Source organism: Klebsiella quasipneumoniae subsp. quasipneumoniae (assembly GCF_020525925.1).
Taxonomy (GTDB): Bacteria; Pseudomonadota; Gammaproteobacteria; order Enterobacterales; family Enterobacteriaceae; genus Klebsiella; species Klebsiella quasipneumoniae.
The window spans coordinates 819585-838069 of record NZ_CP084876.1; the positions used below are offsets into that span (position 1 = coordinate 819585).

Here is an 18485-nt window from a genome sequence, read left to right on the forward strand (position 1 = left end):
ACGTGCAAAGTGTTGATGTTGCCATTGTTGGCGGTGGAATGGTGGGGCTGGCGGTAGCCTGCGGTTTACAGGGCAGCGGCCTGCGCGTCGCGGTGCTGGAGAAAGCGGAGCCGCAGCCGCTGGCCGCCGATGCGCCGCCGGCGCTGCGCGTGTCGGCAATAAACGCCGCCAGCGAAAAGCTGCTGACGAAGCTGGACGTCTGGCGCGAGATCGTTGCCCGACGCGCCAGCTGCTATCACGGAATGGAAGTGTGGGACAAAGACAGCTTCGGCCGCATTAGCTTTGATGACCAGAGCATGGGCTTCAGCCATCTGGGCCATATTATTGAAAACGCCGTGGTGCATTATGCGCTGTGGCAGAAGGCGCAGCGCTGCGCCGACGTCACCCTGCTGGCACCTGCGCAACTGCAGCAGGTGGCGTGGGGCGAAAATGAGGCCTTTCTCAGCCTGCAGGACGGCAGCATGCTCACCGCGCGTCTGGTGATCGGCGCCGATGGGGCGAATTCGTGGCTGCGCAATAAAGCCGATATTCCGCTGACCTTCTGGGATTACCATCATCACGCGCTGGTGGCGACTATCCGTACCGCTGAGCCACATCAGGCGGTGGCGCGCCAGGTATTTCATGGCGACGGGATCCTCGCCTTCCTGCCGCTCTGCGATCCGCACCTGTGCTCGATCGTCTGGTCGCTGTCGCCGGCGGAGGCGCAGCGGATGCAGGAGGCTGATGAAGCCACCTTTAACCAGGCGTTAAATATCGCCTTCGATAATGGCCTTGGCCTCTGCCAGTTGGAAAGCGCACGTGAAGTCTTCCCGCTGACCGGCCGCTATGCCCGCCAGTTCGCCGCCCACCGCCTGGCGCTGGTCGGCGATGCCGCGCATACCATCCACCCGCTGGCCGGGCAGGGCGTCAACCTCGGCTTTATGGATGCCGCCGAGCTTATCGACGAACTGAAGCGTCTGCACGCCCAGGGCAAAGATATCGGCCAGCATCTTTATCTGCGCCGCTACGAGCGCAGCCGCAAGCACAGCGCCGCGCTGATGCTGGCGGGTATGCAGGGCTTCCGCGACATGTTTTCCGGTAGCCATCCGGCGAAGAAGTTCCTCCGCGACATGGGGCTGAAACTGGCCGATACGCTGCCGGGCGTGAAACCGCAGCTGATTCGCCAGGCGATGGGCCTTAACGATCTGCCTGCCTGGTTACGTTAACCGCGTCACACTTCTTTCACCCGGCCTGCACGCCGGGTTTTCCCCCTCATTTGAAATATTCTAATTTCACCTCTTTTTTCGCATTAGATTTATTAATGCGTCCTTTTTTTTGTTAAAGAAATTAGGGCTATAAAATCGCACAAAACACCATCATTACCTAATTAGAGTCGCGGTATTGTTAATTTTATGTGGCGTAAATCGCTTTTTTCCAGTCAATAACTCTGTAGGCTTTTCGGCGGATTTTAGTCATAAGCTAATGTGATGCCCTGAATGAGCTTATGGTTTAGCGCCGGGTTCGGTGGTAAGTTCAGGCAAAAGAGAACGTTTGCGTCGGTGTCCGTCAGCGATGCCGACGCCCCATTTCGTGGCGAAAAATCGCCGACAATCTCGTGGCTGGTTCCGTTTTATTCGATGAGGAAAAGATGGCTCAACAGACTCCGTTGTATGAACAACACACGCTGTGCGGCGCGCGCATGGTGGATTTCCATGGCTGGATGATGCCGCTGCATTACGGATCCCAGATTGATGAGCACCATGCGGTGCGCGGCGACGCAGGCATGTTCGATGTGTCGCATATGACCATCGTTGATTTCCACGGCAGCCGGACCAGAGAGTTCTTGCGCTATTTGCTGGCCAACGACGTGGCGAAGCTCACCACCCCGGGCAAAGCGCTCTACACCGGCATGCTGACCGCCTCCGCCGGCGTCATCGACGACCTGATTGTCTATTTCCTCTCTGAAGATTATTTCCGCCTCGTTGTTAACTCCGCCACCCGCGAAAAAGACCTCGCCTGGATTTCCGAACAAGCTGAACCTTACGGCCTTGAAATCATCGTTCGCGACGATCTGTCGCTGATCGCGGTCCAGGGGCCGCAGGCGAAAGCGAAGGCGGCGACGCTGTTCACCGACGCGCAGCGTCAGGCCGTGGAAGGTATGAAGCCGTTCTTCGGCGTGCAGGCCGGCGAGCTGTTTATCGCCACCACCGGCTATACCGGCGAAGCGGGTTATGAAATCGCCATGCCGAACGAGCAGGCGGCGGATTTCTGGCGCGGTCTGCTGGGCGCTGGCGTTAAGCCGTGCGGTCTCGGCGCGCGCGATACCCTGCGCCTGGAGGCCGGGATGAACCTGTATGGCCAGGAGATGGACGAAGGCGTCTCTCCGCTGGCGGCGAATATGGGCTGGACTATTGCCTGGGAACCGGCGGATCGTAACTTTATCGGTCGCGAAGCGCTGGAGATGCAGCGTGAAAAGGGCACCGAACAGCTGGTTGGCCTGGTGATGACCGAGAAAGGCGTCCTGCGCGGCGGCCTGCCGGTACGTTTTACCGATAGCGACGGTACTCAAAAAGAAGGCATTATCACCAGCGGCACCTTCTCGCCGACCCTGGGCTACAGTATCGCGCTGGCTCGCGTGCCGGCCGGGATAGGCGACACCGCGGTGGTGCAAATTCGTAACCGTGAAATGCCGGTAAAAGTGACTAAACCTGGTTTTGTACGCAATGGCAAAGCCATTGTGTGATTTCCCTTTTTTGGAGATGAATTGATGAGCAACGTACCAGCAGAACTGAAATACAGCAAAGAACACGAGTGGCTGCGTAAAGAAGCGGACGGCACCTATACCGTCGGGATCACCGAGCATGCGCAGGAGCTGCTGGGCGATATGGTATTCGTTGATCTGCCGGAAGTGGGCGCCACCGTTGAAGCGGGCGCCGATTGCGCGGTTGCCGAATCCGTGAAGGCGGCTTCCGATATTTATGCCCCGATCAGCGGTGAAATCGTTGCCGTTAACGAAGAGCTGAACGACTCGCCGGAACTGGTCAACAGCGACCCGTACACCGACGGCTGGATCTTCAAAATCAAAGCCAGCGATGAAGCGCAGGTTGCCGCGCTGCTGGATGCGACCGCCTATGAAGCTCTGTTAGAAGACGAATAAATACGTTTCATCCTTCACGCTGCAGGGGCGTTGGCTTCCTGCCGCGCGGACGATTTTGCGTATTCCGGCCCGGTAAGCATCAGCGTTTGCCGGGCAAACCAGTCAGACAATCACGATTCACCGCACGTTTCAGGAACCATCGCTCATGACTCAGACTTTAAGTCAGCTTGAAAACCGCGACGCCTTTATCGAACGTCACATTGGCCCGGACGCTCAGCAGCAGCAAGAGATGCTGAAGACCGTCGGCGCGGATTCGCTTAACGCCCTGATCGGCCAGATTGTGCCGCAGGATATCCAGCTGGCGACCCCACCGCAGGTGGGCGACGCGACAACCGAATTCGCCGCGCTGGCAGAGCTGAAGGCGATCGCCGGTCGCAACAAGCGCTTCAAGTCTTACATCGGCATGGGCTACACCGCCGTGCAGCTGCCGCCGGTTATTCAGCGCAACATGCTGGAAAATCCGGGCTGGTATACCGCCTATACCCCTTACCAGCCGGAAGTCTCCCAGGGCCGTCTGGAATCGCTGCTCAACTTCCAGCAGGTTACGCTGGATCTCACCGGGCTGGATATTGCTTCCGCTTCGCTGCTTGATGAAGCGACCGCCGCCGCCGAAGCGATGGCGATGGCCAAACGCGTCAGCAAACTGAAAAACGCCAACCGTTTCTTCGTCGCCGCCGACGTCCATCCGCAAACCCTGGACGTGGTGCGCACTCGTGCGGAAACCTTCGGTTTCGACGTGATCGTCGATGACGCTGACAAAGTGCTCGATCACCAGGATGTCTTCGGCGTGCTGCTGCAGCAGGTGGGCACCACCGGCGAAATCCACGATTACAGCAAACTGATCGCCGAGCTGAAAGCGCGCAAAGTGATTGTCAGCGTCGCTGCCGACTTTATGGCGCTGGTGCTGCTGACGGCGCCGGGCAAGCAGGGGGCGGATATCGTCTTCGGCTCCGCCCAACGCTTCGGCGTGCCGATGGGCTATGGCGGCCCGCACGCGGCCTTCTTCGCGGCGAAAGATGAATTCAAACGCTCCATGCCGGGCCGGATTATCGGCGTATCGAAAGATGCGGCGGGGAATACCGCGCTGCGCATGGCGATGCAGACTCGCGAACAGCATATCCGCCGCGAGAAAGCGAACTCCAACATTTGTACCTCGCAGGTGCTGCTGGCCAACATCGCCAGCCTGTACGCGGTATTCCACGGCCCGGCGGGTCTGAAACGTATCGCAGGCCGCATTCATCGCCTGACTGACATTCTGGCCGATGGCCTGCAAAAGAAAGGGCTGAAGCTGCGTCATGCCCACTACTTCGACACCCTGTGCGTGGAAGTGGCGGATAAAGCCGCGGTGCTGGCGCGTGCCGAAGCCCTGCAGATTAACCTGCGCAGCGATATTCACGGCGCGGTGGGCATTACGCTCGATGAAGCGACCACCCGCGAAGACGTGCTCAACCTCTTCCGCGCCATCGTCAGCGACGATCATGGTCTGGACATCGATACCCTGGATAAAGACGTGGCGCTGGACAGCCGCTCCATCCCGGCGGCGATGCTGCGCGACGATGCGATCCTCACCCATCCGGTGTTCAACCGCTACCATAGCGAGACCGAGATGATGCGCTACATGCACGCCCTGGAGCGTAAAGATCTGGCGCTGAACCAGGCGATGATCCCGCTGGGCTCCTGCACCATGAAGCTGAACGCCGCGGCGGAGATGATCCCCATCACCTGGCCGGAGTTCGCTGAGCTGCACCCGTTCTGCCCGGTAGAGCAGGCGGAAGGGTATCATCAGATGATCGCTCAGCTCTCCGACTGGCTGGTGAAACTGACCGGCTATGACGCCGTCTGCATGCAGCCGAACTCCGGCGCGCAGGGCGAATATGCTGGCCTGCTGGCGATTCGCCACTACCACGAGAGCCGCAACGAAGGCCATCGCGATATCTGCCTGATCCCAAGCTCCGCGCACGGCACCAACCCGGCTTCCGCGCAGATGGCGGGTATGCAGGTGGTGGTGGTCGCGTGCGACAAAAACGGCAACATCGATCTCGCCGACCTGCGTGAAAAAGCAGAGCAGGCGGGGGCGAATCTCTCCTGCATCATGGTCACCTATCCGTCGACCCACGGCGTATATGAAGAGACCATTCGCGAAGTGTGCGAGATCGTGCACCAGTTCGGCGGCCAGGTTTACCTTGACGGCGCCAACATGAACGCCCAGGTCGGGATCACCTCTCCGGGCTATATCGGCGCTGACGTTTCGCACCTCAACCTGCATAAAACGTTCTGCATTCCGCACGGCGGCGGCGGCCCGGGTATGGGCCCAATCGGCGTGAAAGCGCACCTGGCGCCGTTCGTGCCGGGTCACAGCGTGGTGCAGATTGAAGGGATGCTGACCCGTCAGGGCGCGGTTTCCGCTGCGCCGTTCGGCAGCGCGTCCATCCTGCCGATCAGCTGGATGTATATCCGTATGATGGGCGCGGAAGGGCTGAAGCAGGCGAGCCAGAATGCGATCCTTAACGCCAACTACATCGCTACCCGTCTGAAAGACGCCTACCCGGTGCTCTACACCGGTCGCGATGGTCGCGTGGCGCACGAATGTATTCTCGATATTCGTCCGCTGAAAGAAGAGACCGGCATTAGCGAGCTGGATATCGCCAAGCGCCTGATCGACTTTGGCTTCCATGCGCCGACCATGTCCTTCCCGGTAGCGGGTACGCTGATGGTTGAGCCGACGGAATCGGAAAGCAAGGTAGAGCTGGACCGCTTTATCGACGCGATGCTGGCGATCCGCGCGGAAATCGACCGCGTCAAAGCCGGTGAATGGCCGCTGGAAGACAACCCGCTGGTGAACGCGCCGCATACCCAGGGTGAGATCGTTGGGGAATGGAACCATCCGTACAGCCGCGAGCTGGCGGTATTCCCGGCGGGTCTGCACAACAAATACTGGCCGACGGTGAAACGCCTGGACGACGTGTACGGCGACCGTAATCTGTTCTGCTCCTGCGTGCCGATGAGCGAATATCAGTAACGTGCGGAATTAGCTATACTTTTAAAGGCGCTGCGGCGCCTTTATTTTTTGGGAGAGAAGCATGGGGATAGCACTGATTAGCGGCGCGAGCCGCGGAATAGGTCGGGCGACGGCGCTGCTGCTGGCGCAGGAAGGGTATACTGTCGCGGTCAATTATCATCACAATATTAACGCTGCCACCGAGGTGGTGAATACCATTGTTGCCGCCGGCGGCAAAGCCACGGCGCTGCGGGCGGATATCAGTGATGAAGCGCAGGTGATGGCGATGTTTGAGGCGATTGACCGCATGGGCGAGCCGCTGACGGCGCTGGTCAACAACGCCGGGATCCTCTTTACCCAGTGTACGGTGGAGAGCCTGAGCGCCGAGCGCATTAACCGCGTGCTGGCGACCAACGTGACCGGCTATTTCCTCTGCTGCCGCGAGGCGGTCAAGCGCATGGCGCATCAGCATGGCGGCAAGGGCGGGGCGATAGTTAACGTGTCGTCGGCGGCGTCGCGCCTTGGCTCGCCGGGAGAATATGTTGATTACGCCGCGTCGAAAGGGGCGGTGGATACCCTGACCACCGGGCTGGCGCTGGAGGTGGCGGCGCAGGGGATCCGGGTAAATGGCGTGCGCCCTGGGCTGATTTATACCGAGATGCACGCCTCCGGCGGCGAACCGGGGCGCGTGGATCGGGTGAAGCATTCGCTGCCGATGCGGCGCGGCGGTCAGCCGGAAGAGGTCGCTCAGGCCATTGCCTGGCTGCTGAGCGACAAAGCGTCTTATGTGACGGGCAGTTTCCTCGAACTGGCGGGCGGTAAATAACCCGCTGATGTCAATTGCCCGGCGGCGCTGCGTTTGCCGGGCATGGGGGTAAGGCGAACGGTAGGCCGGGTAAGGCGTAGCCGTCACCCGGCATAAAGTCCGGTAAAGTGGCTGGCCTACCAGGTGGCCAGCCACAGCCGCAGACGCATTCCCCAGCCGCTGGTCCAGCCGGTGGTGACCGACTTCGCCTCGCCTCGATAAATCACCACCAGCGTTGGCGTCACCCGAATGTCCCACTGCCGCGCCAGCTGGCCGCTCGGGTCATTCACCGTCGGCAGCGCCAGTTTCTTTCTGGCAAGCCACGTCTCCAGCGCGGCGTTATCGCCGGATCGCAGGGCCACGGTCAGCACATTGCCGCCATCGTCGGCAAGCGATGCCACCGACGGCGTGGTGTAGCGACAGACCCCGCACCAGGTGGCCCAGACGTACAGCAGCAGCGGCTTTTGCTGGCTCATGGCGTTCAGATCCACCGCCCTGCCGTCGAGGGTGTGCAGCGATGTGGCGCTGACGTTTTGCGGCCGCGCGGGCTGGCGAAAATAATCCACCGCCAGGCCCACCGCCGCGCCAATCAGCAGCCACACCGCCAGCTCACGCAGCCAGCGCCTGAGCTTACTGGCCACGGGCTTTCGCCAGCTGCTCTTTCACCAGCCCCTCCAGTTCGTCAGCAGGGATCGCCCCGGCCACCATCTGATCGCCGATGATGGTCGCCGGCGTGCCCTGAATATTCAGCACCTGCGACAAAATCAGGTTCATCTTCAGTGAATCCATGGTCTTGTCATCGAGACTGACGCTGTCGGTGGCGGTTTTCTTCTGCGCCGCGGCGATGCTGGCGTCATCGTGATAGCCTTTTTTCGCCATCAGCCGCTGATGCAGCGCCCAGAACTTATCGGGCTGCTGGCGCCAGGTAGAGAGCGCCGCTTTGGCGGCATTGACCGAACTTTGCCCCTTGAACGGCAGCAGCTTCACGATCAGCTGGATGTCCGGGTTATCGTGGACGATTTTTTCCAGCATCGGATCAAACTGTTTACAGTAAGGACAGTTGTAATCGGTAAACGAGACGATCGTCAGCTTCGGCGCTTTGGCGCCGGTGCGCGGGCTGTTCGGATCGTTAAACAGCAGCTGCGCCAGCTGGTCATTACCGTTTGCTGGTGGTTCTTCCGCCGGGGCGGCGAAGCTGAAGGCGGATACGCACAGCAGCAATAAGGCGGTGATAGCTCTCATGTTAGTTTCCTTTGGCGGCGGACAGGGTGGCGAGGAGGTGTTCGCGATCTAACAGCGCAGGCAGGATCTCTCCCTGCGGCAATCCCGGTCCGTAAATCTGGTTAAACGGCACCGCGGCGCTGCCGCGGTCGGTTAAAAACTGACTAATCGTGGCGGAGGGGCGGCTCCAGTCGCCGCGCAGGGCGACCACGTCCGGCGCTAACAGCGCCTGCTGGACGTCATCGCGCAGCAGCACGTTGTATTTATTGGCTTTACAGGTCACGCACCAGTCGGCGGTGACATCAATAAACACCCGCTTATGTTCCGCCAGGGCGCTGGCGATAGCCTGCTCGCTGAGCGGCTGCCAGTTAACCCGGTCGCGGCGCGGGCCCTCGCCGTCAGGCCGGGAGACAAAGGCGACGGCGCCGGCCACCACGATGGCCAGAGCCCCTGCGCGCAGCGCTGTCCGCCAGCGGTAGCGCCAGGCGGTGGCCAGCAGCAGGGCTACGGTCAGTACCACCAGCAGGGTAAGCACCGGGGTACGGCCGATGTGGATCGTCAGCAGGCTGACCAGCCATAGCGCCGAGCCCAGCATCATCACCCCCAGCGCCACCCGCAGATGATTCATCCAGCGGCCTGGGCGCGGAAGGCGTTGCGCCAGCCCCGGCCAGGCGACGATCAGCAGCCACGGCAGGCTCATACCGATCCCCATGGCGAAGAAAATCCCCCACAGCAGCGGCAGCGGCGCCACCAGCGCCACCGACACGGCGGTGCCAAGGAATGGCGCGGTGCAGGGCGTCGCCAGCAGGGTGGCGAAGGCGCCCTGCCAGAAATGGCCCATTAAGCCGTTGCCGCCTCGGGTGGCGAGGAAGGTGCTGGCGGTGGAGGAGAGGCGGATTTCGAACAGCCCCAGCAGACTGGCGCTGAACAGGACCATCACCAGCGCCATGGCGCCGATAAACCACGGGTTCTGGAACTGGATCCCCCAGCCGAGCGCCTGATTACCCAGGCGTAGCGCGGTCATCATCAGCGCCAGCGCCAGGAACGAGACGACGATCCCGCACGCCGAGGCGAGGAACTGTCGGCGCACCGCGCCGCGTTCGCGATGTTCGGTTTGCACCAGCGAGCCGAGCTTCATCGCCAGCACCGGCAGGACGCAGGGCATTACATTGAGGATAAGCCCCCCGGCCAGCGCCATCAGCAGCACCCAGCCTAACGCCGCTCCCGGCGCGGCGCTGCCTGCGCGGATAGCGAGCTGGCTTTCCTGCGCCTGGCCGCTATCCGCCAGTACCAGCGACAACGTTTTACCGCGTAGATCCGGCGCCGCTTCGCCCCAGCTATCGGTGACCGGCACGCTGGCGGTTAGCGTATCGCCGCGGGTGGTAAAGCTCGGCTTGCCGAAATCGACATCCTCCATGCTGTCGATAAACAGCGCTGGTTGCTGCCAGCCGGCATCACGGCGGGCGGTCACCGTCAGTTTGCCGCTGACGTAGCTGGCGCTCAGCTGCGAAGTCAGGCCATCGCGCAGCGGCAGCGTGCCCATCGCACGGGTGTAATCGTAGGCAAAACCCTCCCCTGGCGGGGCCGTCATATCCAGCGAAAAGGGATAGTCAGTGAGAATGCAGACATTGCTGCAGGTGGATAATGTCAGTACGCCGCTGAGCGTCGGCGGTATCTTCCCGCGCAGGGTCATCGGGAAGCTGACGTCGCCGTGATACCCCTGAGTGGAAATGCCCGCAACGTCGAAACGCTGCGGCGTCGGCCAGCGCCAGTCAACCGCCAGCGGCGTGCCCCAGGCGATAACCGGCGCGATGCCGCCTTCCCCTGGCGAGCGCCAGTAGGTTTTCCAGCCCTTTTCCAGAGCCACGTCTAAAAGCAGGCGGGTATCGCCATTGCTCTCGGTTTGCGCCCGCAGGCGCACGCTGGCGTGTTGATTATCGGCGGCGCGTAGCCAGCCGCTGTCGGCGGCCTGGCTGACGGGCAGCCATAGCCAAAGCAGGCAGACCAGTAGTCGCCTGAATAACATAGACATAAATTTGCTCCATAAATGATGAATTAACCTGAACTGTCAGGAAAATCAGTCACTCACGGAAGACGCATAATCGCAGATGCACCCGCAATCGGGGCGGGGAGATAACGCGGGGAGGCCACTGGTGTTCGATACGCGGCGGGATCGCCGCCAGCACCGCCAGCAGCAGGGTGATAGCCAACAGCGCCCCTTCGAACAGCATCGGCGGGACGGCCATCAGCGACTTGGCGCTGAGCTCGCACGGCGTGACCGGCGCGTCGGCCTTATCCTGGGTTTGCTGTAGCGACGGGCTGTCGGCAGCGAGGTTCATGACCAGCGCGTGCATCCCGGCCATTCGCTGGGCGGTGCAGACCAGCACCACCATACAGGCCAGGAGGACAAAAAGAATGGCTTTGCGTTGTCGCTTAATCATGAGCGCCTCAAATATTCACGAGGCATATCTTATCGGGCGAACGCGTTTTGGCAATGGTAAAGCTGTAAAGAAGTGTCTGGCGGATAAGCGATTTGCCCTCCCCCGGCCGGGAGAGGGCAGTCAATTACAGATTCTCACCGTTGCTGGCGATGACCTCTTTGTACCAGTTGAAGCTCTTCTTGCGCGAGCGGGACATATCGCCGGTGCCGTCGTCGTGTTTGTTGACGTAGATGAAGCCGTAGCGTTTGCTGTACTGGCCGGTGGTGAAGGAGACGCAGTCGATGCAGCCCCACGGGGTATAGCCCATCAGATCGACGCCGTCGTAGGTGACGGCTTTCATCATCTCTTCGACGTGGGCGCGCAGGTAGTCAATGCGGTAGTCATCGTTGATGCTGCCGTCGGCTTCGACTTTGTCGTAGGCGCCAAAGCCGTTCTCGACGATAAACAGCGGCTTCTGGTAGCGCTCATACAATTCACACAGGGAATAGCGCAGACCGACCGGGTCAATCTGCCAGCCCCAGTCGGAGGCTTTGACGTGCGGATTCGGCACGCTGCCTTCGAAGCCGGAAATGGCGTCGCCGGTGCCGCCTTCGGCTTTCACCGCGTTGGTCATGTAGTAGCTGAAGCCAAGATAAGCGCAGGTGCCTTCGCGCAGGATCTGCGCGTCGCCATCTTCCATCTGGATGTTGAAGCCGCGGCGCTCCCACTCATTCAGCACATAGCTCGGATAGTAACCGCGCAGCTGAACGTCGGTAAAGACGTAGCGCTCGCGCATCGACTCCTGAGCAAACATCACATCTTCCGGTTTGCAGGAGTAAGGGTAGAGGGCGACCATCGCCAGCATGCAGCCGACCTGCATGTCCGGGTTAATACCACGCGCCGCTTTCACCGCCAGCGCGCTGGCGACGAACTGATGGTGCAGCACCTGGTACATGGTCTCTTCCGGGTTGTCATGCTCGGTATAAACCACCCCGGAGCAGCAGTAGCCGAACAGCGGCGCGCGCCAGTTACGCTGGTTATTGATCTCGTTGAAGGTCATCCAGTATTTCACTTTGTGCTTATAGCGCTCGAAGACCACTTCGGCGAAGCGCACAAAGAAATCGACCACTTTACGGTTGGTCCAGCCGCCGTACTGCTGCACCAGGTGCAGGGGCATCTCGAAGTGGGAGAGGGTGATCACCGGCTCGATGTTGTACTTCAGCAGCTCGTCGAACATGTCGTCGTAGAACTTCAGCCCCTCCTCATTCGGCTGGGTCTCGTCGCCCTGCGGGAAGATGCGGGTCCAGGCGATAGAGGTACGGAAGCATTTGAAGCCCATCTCGGCGAACAGTTTGATGTCTTCTTTATAGCGGCCGTAGAAATCCACCGCTTCGTGGTTGGGGTAATATTTGCCGGCTTCAACCTGGTGGGTGATTTCACGCGGCACGCCGTGCGCCCCGCCGGTCAGTACGTCGCAGATGCTCGGGCCTTTGCCGCCCTGATCCCAGCCGCCTTCAACCTGATGCGCGGCAACCGCGCCGCCCCATAAAAAATCTTTCGGAAGGGTTAATTTTTTCATCCTGGCTAATCTCTCTAATAACTATTGCTCTCGAGTCTAGCAAAGTGAAATTGAATGTCACGATATAACAAATCACGCCAAACGTAATAAGTTACATCGAAAAAACAGGCTGTTATTTTTAGCTGATTTTGCGCGCTAATTTACGTCCGAGCGTTTCGAGAATATAGATCACTGGAATTTGCGTCGTAATATCGTAGACACCGCCAATGCGCGTCTGCGGCACGTGCCAGGAGAGATTGAAATCGGCCAGTTTGGCCAGCCGCGAGTGTTCGTGACTGGTAATGGACATCACCTTGCAGCGGTGCAGGCTGAACTGGCTGGCGAAGCGCAGGATCTCTTCTGTCTCGCCGGAGACGGAAAGCACGATCGCCAGCGCGTTACGGGCCATATCGTTAGTCACCGGAAAATAGGGGTCATCAATATGATTACTAAATTTCCCGACGTTGGAGAAGAAGCGGGCGCCATATTTCGCCAGCGCGCCCGAGGTGCCTGCGCCGACGAAAATAATACGTTCGGAGGCGAGAATAATATCGACGGCCTGCTCGAGTAATTCATCGAACTCGTCATTATTAACGCTTTTAAAAAAGCTCATGATTTCGCTGGCGCCGATATTTGCCTGTTGAGGCTCGTTCTGCTCAAGATATAATTTAAAGCGCACGCGAAATTCAGAGTAGCCCTCGCACTGCAGTTTGCGGCAGAAGCGCAACACGGTGGTGGTGGAGACGCCGGCGGCTTCGGCCAGTTCGCGGATGGTCATGTACATCACTTTGTCACGATTCTTAATGACGTAGTGGTAGACCATCATCTCAAGATTATTGAGACTGGCGACAGCGGCGTGGGAGAACATACTCACAGTGGCGAACTCACAATTCATAATGACCAGGACGGAATTATATCATGCAGGCCAATGACATTACCTTTTTTCAGCGCTTTCAGGAGGACATCCTCGCCGGGCGCAAAACGATCACCATTCGCGATGCGGCGGAGTCGCACTTTAAGCCCGGCGATGTGCTGCGCGTCGGGCGCTATGAAGACGACGGCTATTTTTGCACCATCGCCGTAACCGCGACCTCGACGGTGACTCTCGACACGCTGACCGACCAGCATGCTCAACAGGAGAATATGACCCTCGGGCAGCTGCGTCAGGTCATCAGCGACATCTATCCTGGGGAGAACCAGTTTTATGTCATTGAATTCAAAACGCTTTAAGACAATCAGGAACAGCTGTGAGTTGAAATAAAATTGTAACTTTATGATTTTAATGTGTTTACAAATATACATCGTTTTATTTTAGCTAACAGGTGTTCACTGGAATCATTCTCAGTTACCCTAAGTGGGCAATGAAAGCGTTCTTGTTTTCACGGAGTCAAATATGGTGCGCAAACCATTAATCACTCAGGGATATTCTCTGGCAGAGGAAGTTGCCAACAGCATCAGTCACGGGATCGGGCTGGTGTTCGGTATCGTCGGCCTCGTACTCTTGCTGGTGCAGGCGGTGGACACTAACGCCAGCGCGACGGCGATCACCAGCTACAGTCTGTACGGCGGCAGCATGATTATGCTGTTTCTCGCCTCCACGCTCTATCACGCGATCCCGCATCAGCGGGCGAAACAGTGGCTGAAAAAGTTCGACCACTGCGCCATCTACTTGTTAATCGCCGGGACCTATACGCCGTTTTTGCTGGTAGGGCTGAACTCGCCGCTGGCGAAGGGGCTGATGATCGTCATCTGGAGCCTGGCGCTGCTGGGGATCCTGTTTAAGCTGACCATCGCGCACCGCTTTAAAATCCTGTCGCTGGTCACCTATCTGACCATGGGCTGGCTGTCGCTTATCGTGGTCTATCAGCTGGCGGTAAAGCTGGCGGTGGGAGGCGTGACGCTGCTGGCGGTCGGCGGAGTGGTGTACTCGCTCGGGGTCATCTTCTACGTCTGCAAACGCATTCCCTATAACCACGCTATCTGGCATGGCTTCGTGCTCGGCGGCAGCGTGTGTCACTTCCTGGCGATCTATCTGTACGTCGGCCAGTCCTGATAAACATCCCACGGCTTACCGTGGCTACGGTTATCTGCGGCCTGGAAATCCCACGGTGGCGCTGCGCTTACCGTGGCTACGGTTATCTGCAGTCAAGTAGCCCGGCTAAGGCGCGAGCGCCGCAAGCCGGGAGTCATAACGCTTTATTACGCGTCTTCCAGTGAATAGGGCAGCGGTTCGATGCGCAGGCTGCCGGCATCGTCGCGCACGCGGAACACGCTGTCCGGCTCCATATCGTTATTCATCACCACCTGCACCAGCAGCTGGCCATCATCCAGCTGAACCGCCGTAAGCACCGTACCGGTGCGGCGCCAGTTTTCGCCCATCTTCAGCTCCAGATCTTCTCCGGCCTCCGGCACCCGGCTGGCGGTACCTGACAGCGTCCACAGCGCGCGCTTATTGGCGCCGCGGAATTTCGCCCTGGCGACCATTTCCTGGCCGGTATAGCACCCTTTTTTGAAGCTGATACCGCCCAGCGCCTGCAGGTTGGTGGCCTGCGGAATGAACTGCCCGCTGTTGGCGCTGTCGATAACCGGCAGACCGGCTTCAATATTCAGCGCCAGCCACTGCTGGCTGTTGTTGAGCTGCGCTTCGCCGCGCAGCGCGTCGGTGACGCGATTGGCGGTGTCGACATCGGTCACCAGCAGGAAGCGTTCGCCCGGGTGTTCAAACCACAGCAGGCTGGTGGCGCCTTCGCTAATCACCGGCGTCGCGGCGTCGGGCAGGGCGGCGAACAGCGGCGCCAGCGCGGCGCGCGCCTGGAAGCCGGCCACCCCCAGCAGAACCAGATCGTCGTTGGCGGCGATGGTGACTTTGGAGAAGACGGCATATTTTTTCAGCTCGGTCAGCTGCGCGTCGCGCAGGCTGCGGCGCTCAATCCACGCGAAGCCGCCGTCGCGGCGGAATACGCGCAGGTTGCTCCACATCTTGCCTTTGGCGTCACAGTGGGCGGCAAGCAGATGCTGGGCATCGGTGAGACTGCTCACATCGGCGGTAATCTGCCCCTGCAGATATTTTTCGCTGTCCGGTCCGCTAATTGTCGCCAGCGCCCAGTCATCCAGGGTCATCAGCGTTAACGGCAGACGAGCGGAAGAGGAAGGCTGACGCGGAGGAAAAGGTGTAAAAGCCATAGTCATATCCTGAATCGCTTAACGCAGTGTGTGTGACCAATGGTAAAAGAGCTATAGTGCATTGCAAGCGCTTTCAACAGGCCATTTGTGCGCTGACGTTTGGCGACGGCCTGACGCGGGAAAACAATAAGCCCATCATTATTTTATGGTTTTTATGGAAGGATGCTCGCATTCAGCGATATTCCTGTAAAGTTACAGCAGAAAACGGGTTAAACTAACCTATATTTTGCTGCTGGAAGGTCAACATGGACATTAACAATAAAGCACGTATCCACTGGGCATGCCGCCGCGGGATGCGCGAACTCGACATCTCCATCATGCCGTTCTTTGAGTATGAGTACGATACCCTCAGCGACGCTGACAAACAGCTGTTCATTCGCCTGCTGGAAAATGACGATCCGGATCTGTTCAACTGGCTGATGAACCACGGCAAACCGGCCGATGCGGAGCTGCAGCGGATGGTAACCTTAATTCAGACACGGAATCGGGAACGTGGTCCTGTGGCAATCTGATCTCCGTATCTCCTGGCGCGCGCAGTGGTTTTCCCTGCTGCTCCACGGCGTTGTGGCGGCGCTGGTGCTGCTGGTTCCCTGGCCGTTAAGCTACACCCCGATCTGGCTGCTGCTGCTGTCGCTGGTGGTCTTTGACTGTGTGCGCAGCCAGCGACGGATCCATGCCCGTCGCGGGGAGATAAAACTGCTCACCGATTCCCGGCTGCGCTGGCAAAACGCCGAATGGGAGATCCTCGGGACGCCGTGGGTCATCAACAGCGGTATGTTGCTGCGTTTGCGCCATGTCGATACCCGACGCGGTCAGCATCTGTGGCTGGCGGCGGACAGCATGGATCCCGGAGAGTGGCGGGATCTGCGCCGGCTGGTGCTGCAAAAACCGGCGCAGGAGTAAGCGGCGTCAGGAGAAGTGTTCGGCCATTTCGCCGAGGATCTGCTCGCACCAGCTCTGGATGCGCTCGTCGCTCAGGTCGTACTGGTTGGTTTCATCCAGCGCCAGGCCAACGAACAGTTGGCCATCAGCGATCACCGGTTTCGGGCTGGTGAACTCATAGCCTTCGGTTGGCCAGTAGCCGACAAACTTCACGCCTTTGGTCGCCAGCTTGTCATGCAGCATGCCCAGCGCGTCAAGGAACCATTCGCCATAGCCCAGCTGATCGCCCATGCCGTACAGCGCGACGATTTTGCCCTCCAGGTCCAGGGTGTCCAGCTGGTCCCAAACCGCTTCCCAGTCTTCCTGAATTTCGCCGAAATCCCAGGTCGGGATGCCGAGGATCAGTACATCGTACTGGCTCATCAGGGCGGGGGAGTCATCTTTCAGATTGTGCAACGTCACCAGCTCAGGGCCGATGATATCGCGGATTTTCTCCGCGGCCATTTCGGTGTAGCAGGTACTGGAGCCGTAAAACAGACCTATATTCATCGCGTAAACATCTCGATTCTTGCTGTGAATGGCGGGCAGTGTACCAGAAAGGCGTCCTCTTAAGGCATAATGAGAGCGTTTAACGAACAAAGAGGCCGATGTGAAACAGGATCTGGCACTAATCGAACAGTTTCTCGATGCCCTTTGGCTGGAGCGCAATCTGGCGGAGAATACGCTCAGCGCCTACCGTCGCGATTTGACGATGCTGGTGGAGTGGCTACACCATCGCGGCCTGTCGCTGGTAAGCGTCGGCAGCGACGACCTGCAGGCGCTGCTGGCCGAGCGGCAGTCCGGCGGCTATAAAGCCACCAGCACCGCGCGCCTGCTGAGCGCCGTGCGTCGTTTCTTCCAGCATCTGTACCGGGAAAAAATTCGCCCGGACGACCCCAGCGCGCTGCTGGCCTCGCCGAAGCTGCCGCAGCGGCTGCCGAAGGATCTCAGTGAGGCGCAGGTTGAGCGTCTGCTGCAGGCCCCGCTGGTGGAGCAGCCGCTGGAGTTGCGCGACAAAGCGATGCTGGAGGTGCTGTATGCCACCGGCCTGCGCGTCTCGGAGCTGGTGGGGCTGACGATGAGCGACATCAGCCTGCGCCAGGGCGTGCTGCGGGTGGTGGGCAAAGGCAATAAAGAGCGGCTGGTGCCGCTGGGGGAAGAGGCGGTACTGTGGGTGGAAAATTACCTCGAGTATGGTCGCCCCTGGCTGCTGAACGGCGTGGCGTCGGATGTCTTATTTCCCAGCCAGCGCGCCCAGCAGATGACGCGTCAGACCTTCTGGCACCGGATTAAACACTATGCCGTGCTGGCGGGGATCGACAGCGAAAAGCTCTCCCCGCACGTGTTGCGCCATGCGTTCGCCACGCATTTGCTCAATCATGGCGCCGATCTGCGCGTGGTGCAGATGCTGTTAGGACACAGCGATCTCTCCACCACGCAGATCTACACCCACGTGGCGACCGAGCGTCTGCGACAACTTCATCAACAGCACCACCCGCGGGCGTGAGTGCTGAACAAAAGGACTGAGTATGAAAAAAGGTTTATTGATGTTCACCCTGCTGGCGGCTTCCCTTTCCGGGGCGGCGCATGCCGATAGCGCGGCAATTAAACAGTCGCTGGCGAAGCTGGGTGTGCAGAGCACCGATATTCAACCGTCGCCGGTTTCCGGGATGAGCACGGTGCTGACCGACAGCGGCGTACTGTATGTCACCGACGACGGCAAGCACATCATCCAGGGGCCGATGTACGACGTGAGCGGCGCGCAGCCGGTCAATGTCACTAACCAGCTGCTGCTGGGTAAACTGAACGCGCTGAGCAACGAAATGATTGTCTACAAAGCGCCGAAGGAGCAGCACGTCATTACCGTCTTCACCGACATCACCTGCGGTTATTGCCACAAGCTGCATGAGCAGATGAGCGACTACAACGCGCTGGGGATCACCGTGCGCTATCTCGCCTTCCCGCGCCAGGGACTGCAGAGCCAGGCGGAGCAGGATATGAAGGCCATCTGGTGCGCGAAAGATCGCAACAAAGCGCTGGATGACGCTATGAACGGCAAGGGCGTGCAGCCGGCGAGCTGCAGCGTGGATATCGCTAAACACTACACCCTTGGCGTGCAGATGGGCGTCAACGGTACCCCGGCGATGGTCCTCAGTAACGGCATGGTGCTGCCGGGCTATCAGGGGCCGAAAGAGCTGAAGGCGTTCCTCGACGAGCATAAAAAACAGACAAGCGGTAACTGA

19 protein-coding genes are annotated in these 18485 nt (G+C 59.5%); 11 read left to right on the forward strand and 8 right to left on the reverse strand.

Features of this window, described 5'->3' with window-relative positions; translation table 11 throughout:
• Positions 1-2 precede the first annotated feature (2 nt).
• From ubiI to LGM20_RS04120, 5 genes are all read left to right on the forward strand, one after another.
• Positions 3-1205, forward strand: a complete 1203-nt coding sequence (gene ubiI / locus LGM20_RS04100; RefSeq protein WP_032454040.1) for an FAD-dependent 2-octaprenylphenol hydroxylase — start codon at positions 3-5, stop codon at positions 1203-1205.
• 422 nt (positions 1206-1627) lie between these two features.
• Positions 1628-2722 (forward strand): glycine cleavage system aminomethyltransferase GcvT, encoded by a 1095-nt coding sequence (gene gcvT / locus LGM20_RS04105; RefSeq protein WP_044524690.1) that lies wholly within the window; start codon positions 1628-1630, stop codon positions 2720-2722.
• Between the two features lie 24 nt (positions 2723-2746).
• Positions 2747-3136: a glycine cleavage system protein GcvH gene (gene gcvH, locus LGM20_RS04110; protein ID WP_023290979.1), complete on the forward strand. Its 390-nt coding sequence runs from the start codon at positions 2747-2749 to the stop codon at positions 3134-3136.
• 145 nt (positions 3137-3281) lie between these two features.
• Positions 3282-6155 (forward strand): aminomethyl-transferring glycine dehydrogenase, encoded by a 2874-nt coding sequence (gene gcvP, locus LGM20_RS04115; protein WP_044524689.1) that lies wholly within the window; start codon positions 3282-3284, stop codon positions 6153-6155.
• A 61-nt stretch (positions 6156-6216) separates the two neighbouring features.
• Positions 6217-6960, forward strand: a complete 744-nt coding sequence (locus LGM20_RS04120) for an SDR family oxidoreductase (protein WP_023290977.1) — start codon at positions 6217-6219, stop codon at positions 6958-6960.
• Positions 6961-7076: 116 nt separating this feature from the next.
• Here LGM20_RS04120 and LGM20_RS04125 read toward each other — a convergent pair whose 3' ends face one another.
• The 6 genes from LGM20_RS04125 to LGM20_RS04150 form a co-directional block, all read right to left on the reverse strand.
• The gene (locus LGM20_RS04125) at positions 7077-7580 is read right to left on the reverse strand and encodes a protein disulfide oxidoreductase (RefSeq protein WP_044524688.1); all 504 of its coding nucleotides are present in this window, start codon (positions 7578-7580) and stop codon (positions 7077-7079) included.
• Entirely contained in the window at positions 7570-8181 is a 612-nt protein-coding gene (locus LGM20_RS04130) for a DsbA family protein (RefSeq protein WP_023290975.1), read from the reverse strand. The genes LGM20_RS04125 and LGM20_RS04130 overlap by 11 nt, the downstream gene beginning before the upstream one ends.
• Position 8182: 1 nt before the next feature.
• A complete protein-coding gene (locus tag LGM20_RS04135) occupies positions 8183-10192 on the reverse strand; it encodes a protein-disulfide reductase DsbD family protein (RefSeq protein ID WP_044524686.1) in 2010 nt (669 codons plus the stop codon).
• A 49-nt stretch (positions 10193-10241) separates the two neighbouring features.
• A complete protein-coding gene (locus LGM20_RS04140) occupies positions 10242-10601 on the reverse strand; it encodes a hypothetical protein (RefSeq protein ID WP_044524685.1) in 360 nt (119 codons plus the stop codon).
• A gap of 124 nt (positions 10602-10725) precedes the next feature.
• Positions 10726-12159: a 6-phospho-beta-glucosidase gene (locus LGM20_RS04145; RefSeq protein ID WP_044524684.1), complete on the reverse strand. Its 1434-nt coding sequence runs from the start codon at positions 12157-12159 to the stop codon at positions 10726-10728.
• Between the two features lie 118 nt (positions 12160-12277).
• Entirely contained in the window at positions 12278-13006 is a 729-nt protein-coding gene (locus tag LGM20_RS04150; protein WP_032454033.1) for a MurR/RpiR family transcriptional regulator, read from the reverse strand.
• A 50-nt stretch (positions 13007-13056) separates the two neighbouring features.
• Here LGM20_RS04150 and yqfB point away from each other — a divergent pair, with 50 nt between their 5' ends.
• Both yqfB and trhA read left to right on the forward strand, forming a co-directional pair.
• Positions 13057-13368, forward strand: coding sequence for a N(4)-acetylcytidine aminohydrolase (gene yqfB, locus LGM20_RS04155; protein ID WP_023290970.1), 312 nt, complete (start codon positions 13057-13059; stop codon positions 13366-13368).
• A 163-nt stretch (positions 13369-13531) separates the two neighbouring features.
• Entirely contained in the window at positions 13532-14191 is a 660-nt protein-coding gene (trhA, locus tag LGM20_RS04160) for a PAQR family membrane homeostasis protein TrhA (RefSeq protein WP_008806429.1), read from the forward strand.
• A gap of 146 nt (positions 14192-14337) precedes the next feature.
• Here the strand turns inward: trhA and ygfZ are convergent, their stop codons facing one another.
• Positions 14338-15321: a tRNA-modifying protein YgfZ gene (gene ygfZ, locus LGM20_RS04165; RefSeq protein WP_044524683.1), complete on the reverse strand. Its 984-nt coding sequence runs from the start codon at positions 15319-15321 to the stop codon at positions 14338-14340.
• 245 nt (positions 15322-15566) lie between these two features.
• Here ygfZ and sdhE point away from each other — a divergent pair, with 245 nt between their 5' ends.
• Positions 15567-15833 (forward strand): FAD assembly factor SdhE, encoded by a 267-nt coding sequence (gene sdhE / locus LGM20_RS04170; RefSeq protein WP_002916312.1) that lies wholly within the window; start codon positions 15567-15569, stop codon positions 15831-15833.
• Positions 15814-16224: a protein YgfX gene (locus LGM20_RS04175; protein ID WP_023290968.1), complete on the forward strand. Its 411-nt coding sequence runs from the start codon at positions 15814-15816 to the stop codon at positions 16222-16224. Before sdhE ends, LGM20_RS04175 begins: the two co-directional genes overlap by 20 nt.
• Before the next feature lie 6 nt (positions 16225-16230).
• On the opposite strand, the gene fldB is transcribed toward LGM20_RS04175, so the two are convergent.
• Positions 16231-16752 (reverse strand): flavodoxin FldB, encoded by a 522-nt coding sequence (gene fldB, locus LGM20_RS04180; RefSeq protein WP_004205324.1) that lies wholly within the window; start codon positions 16750-16752, stop codon positions 16231-16233.
• A 100-nt stretch (positions 16753-16852) separates the two neighbouring features.
• Between fldB and xerD the strand changes: the two genes are divergently transcribed.
• The gene (gene xerD / locus LGM20_RS04185) at positions 16853-17749 is read left to right on the forward strand and encodes a site-specific tyrosine recombinase XerD (RefSeq protein WP_044524682.1); all 897 of its coding nucleotides are present in this window, start codon (positions 16853-16855) and stop codon (positions 17747-17749) included.
• Positions 17750-17771: 22 nt separating this feature from the next.
• Positions 17772-18485, forward strand: coding sequence for a bifunctional protein-disulfide isomerase/oxidoreductase DsbC (gene dsbC, locus LGM20_RS04190; protein ID WP_002916301.1), 714 nt, complete (start codon positions 17772-17774; stop codon positions 18483-18485).

Bases quoted from the DNA above. Each gene is read 5' to 3' on its own strand.
- LGM20_RS04135 (WP_044524686.1), bottom strand. From the start codon at position 10,192: ATGTCTATGTTATTCAGGCGACTACTGGTCTGCCTGCTTTGGCTATGG.
- LGM20_RS04130 (WP_023290975.1), bottom strand. From the start codon at position 8,181: ATGAGAGCTATCACCGCCTTATTGCTGCTGTGCGTATCCGCCTTCAGC.
- gcvP (WP_044524689.1), top strand. From the start codon at position 3,282: ATGACTCAGACTTTAAGTCAGCTTGAAAACCGCGACGCCTTTATCGAA.
- LGM20_RS04140 (WP_044524685.1), bottom strand. From the start codon at position 10,601: ATGATTAAGCGACAACGCAAAGCCATTCTTTTTGTCCTCCTGGCCTGT.
- sdhE (WP_002916312.1), top strand. From the start codon at position 15,567: ATGGACATTAACAATAAAGCACGTATCCACTGGGCATGCCGCCGCGGG.
- trhA (WP_008806429.1), top strand. From the start codon at position 13,532: ATGGTGCGCAAACCATTAATCACTCAGGGATATTCTCTGGCAGAGGAA.
- LGM20_RS04120 (WP_023290977.1), top strand. From the start codon at position 6,217: ATGGGGATAGCACTGATTAGCGGCGCGAGCCGCGGAATAGGTCGGGCG.
- yqfB (WP_023290970.1), top strand. From the start codon at position 13,057: ATGCAGGCCAATGACATTACCTTTTTTCAGCGCTTTCAGGAGGACATC.
- fldB (WP_004205324.1), bottom strand. From the start codon at position 16,752: ATGAATATAGGTCTGTTTTACGGCTCCAGTACCTGCTACACCGAAATG.
- ygfZ (WP_044524683.1), bottom strand. From the start codon at position 15,321: ATGGCTTTTACACCTTTTCCTCCGCGTCAGCCTTCCTCTTCCGCTCGT.
- gcvT (WP_044524690.1), top strand. From the start codon at position 1,628: ATGGCTCAACAGACTCCGTTGTATGAACAACACACGCTGTGCGGCGCG.
- gcvH (WP_023290979.1), top strand. From the start codon at position 2,747: ATGAGCAACGTACCAGCAGAACTGAAATACAGCAAAGAACACGAGTGG.
- LGM20_RS04150 (WP_032454033.1), bottom strand. From the start codon at position 13,006: ATGTTCTCCCACGCCGCTGTCGCCAGTCTCAATAATCTTGAGATGATG.
- dsbC (WP_002916301.1), top strand. From the start codon at position 17,772: ATGAAAAAAGGTTTATTGATGTTCACCCTGCTGGCGGCTTCCCTTTCC.
- LGM20_RS04145 (WP_044524684.1), bottom strand. From the start codon at position 12,159: ATGAAAAAATTAACCCTTCCGAAAGATTTTTTATGGGGCGGCGCGGTT.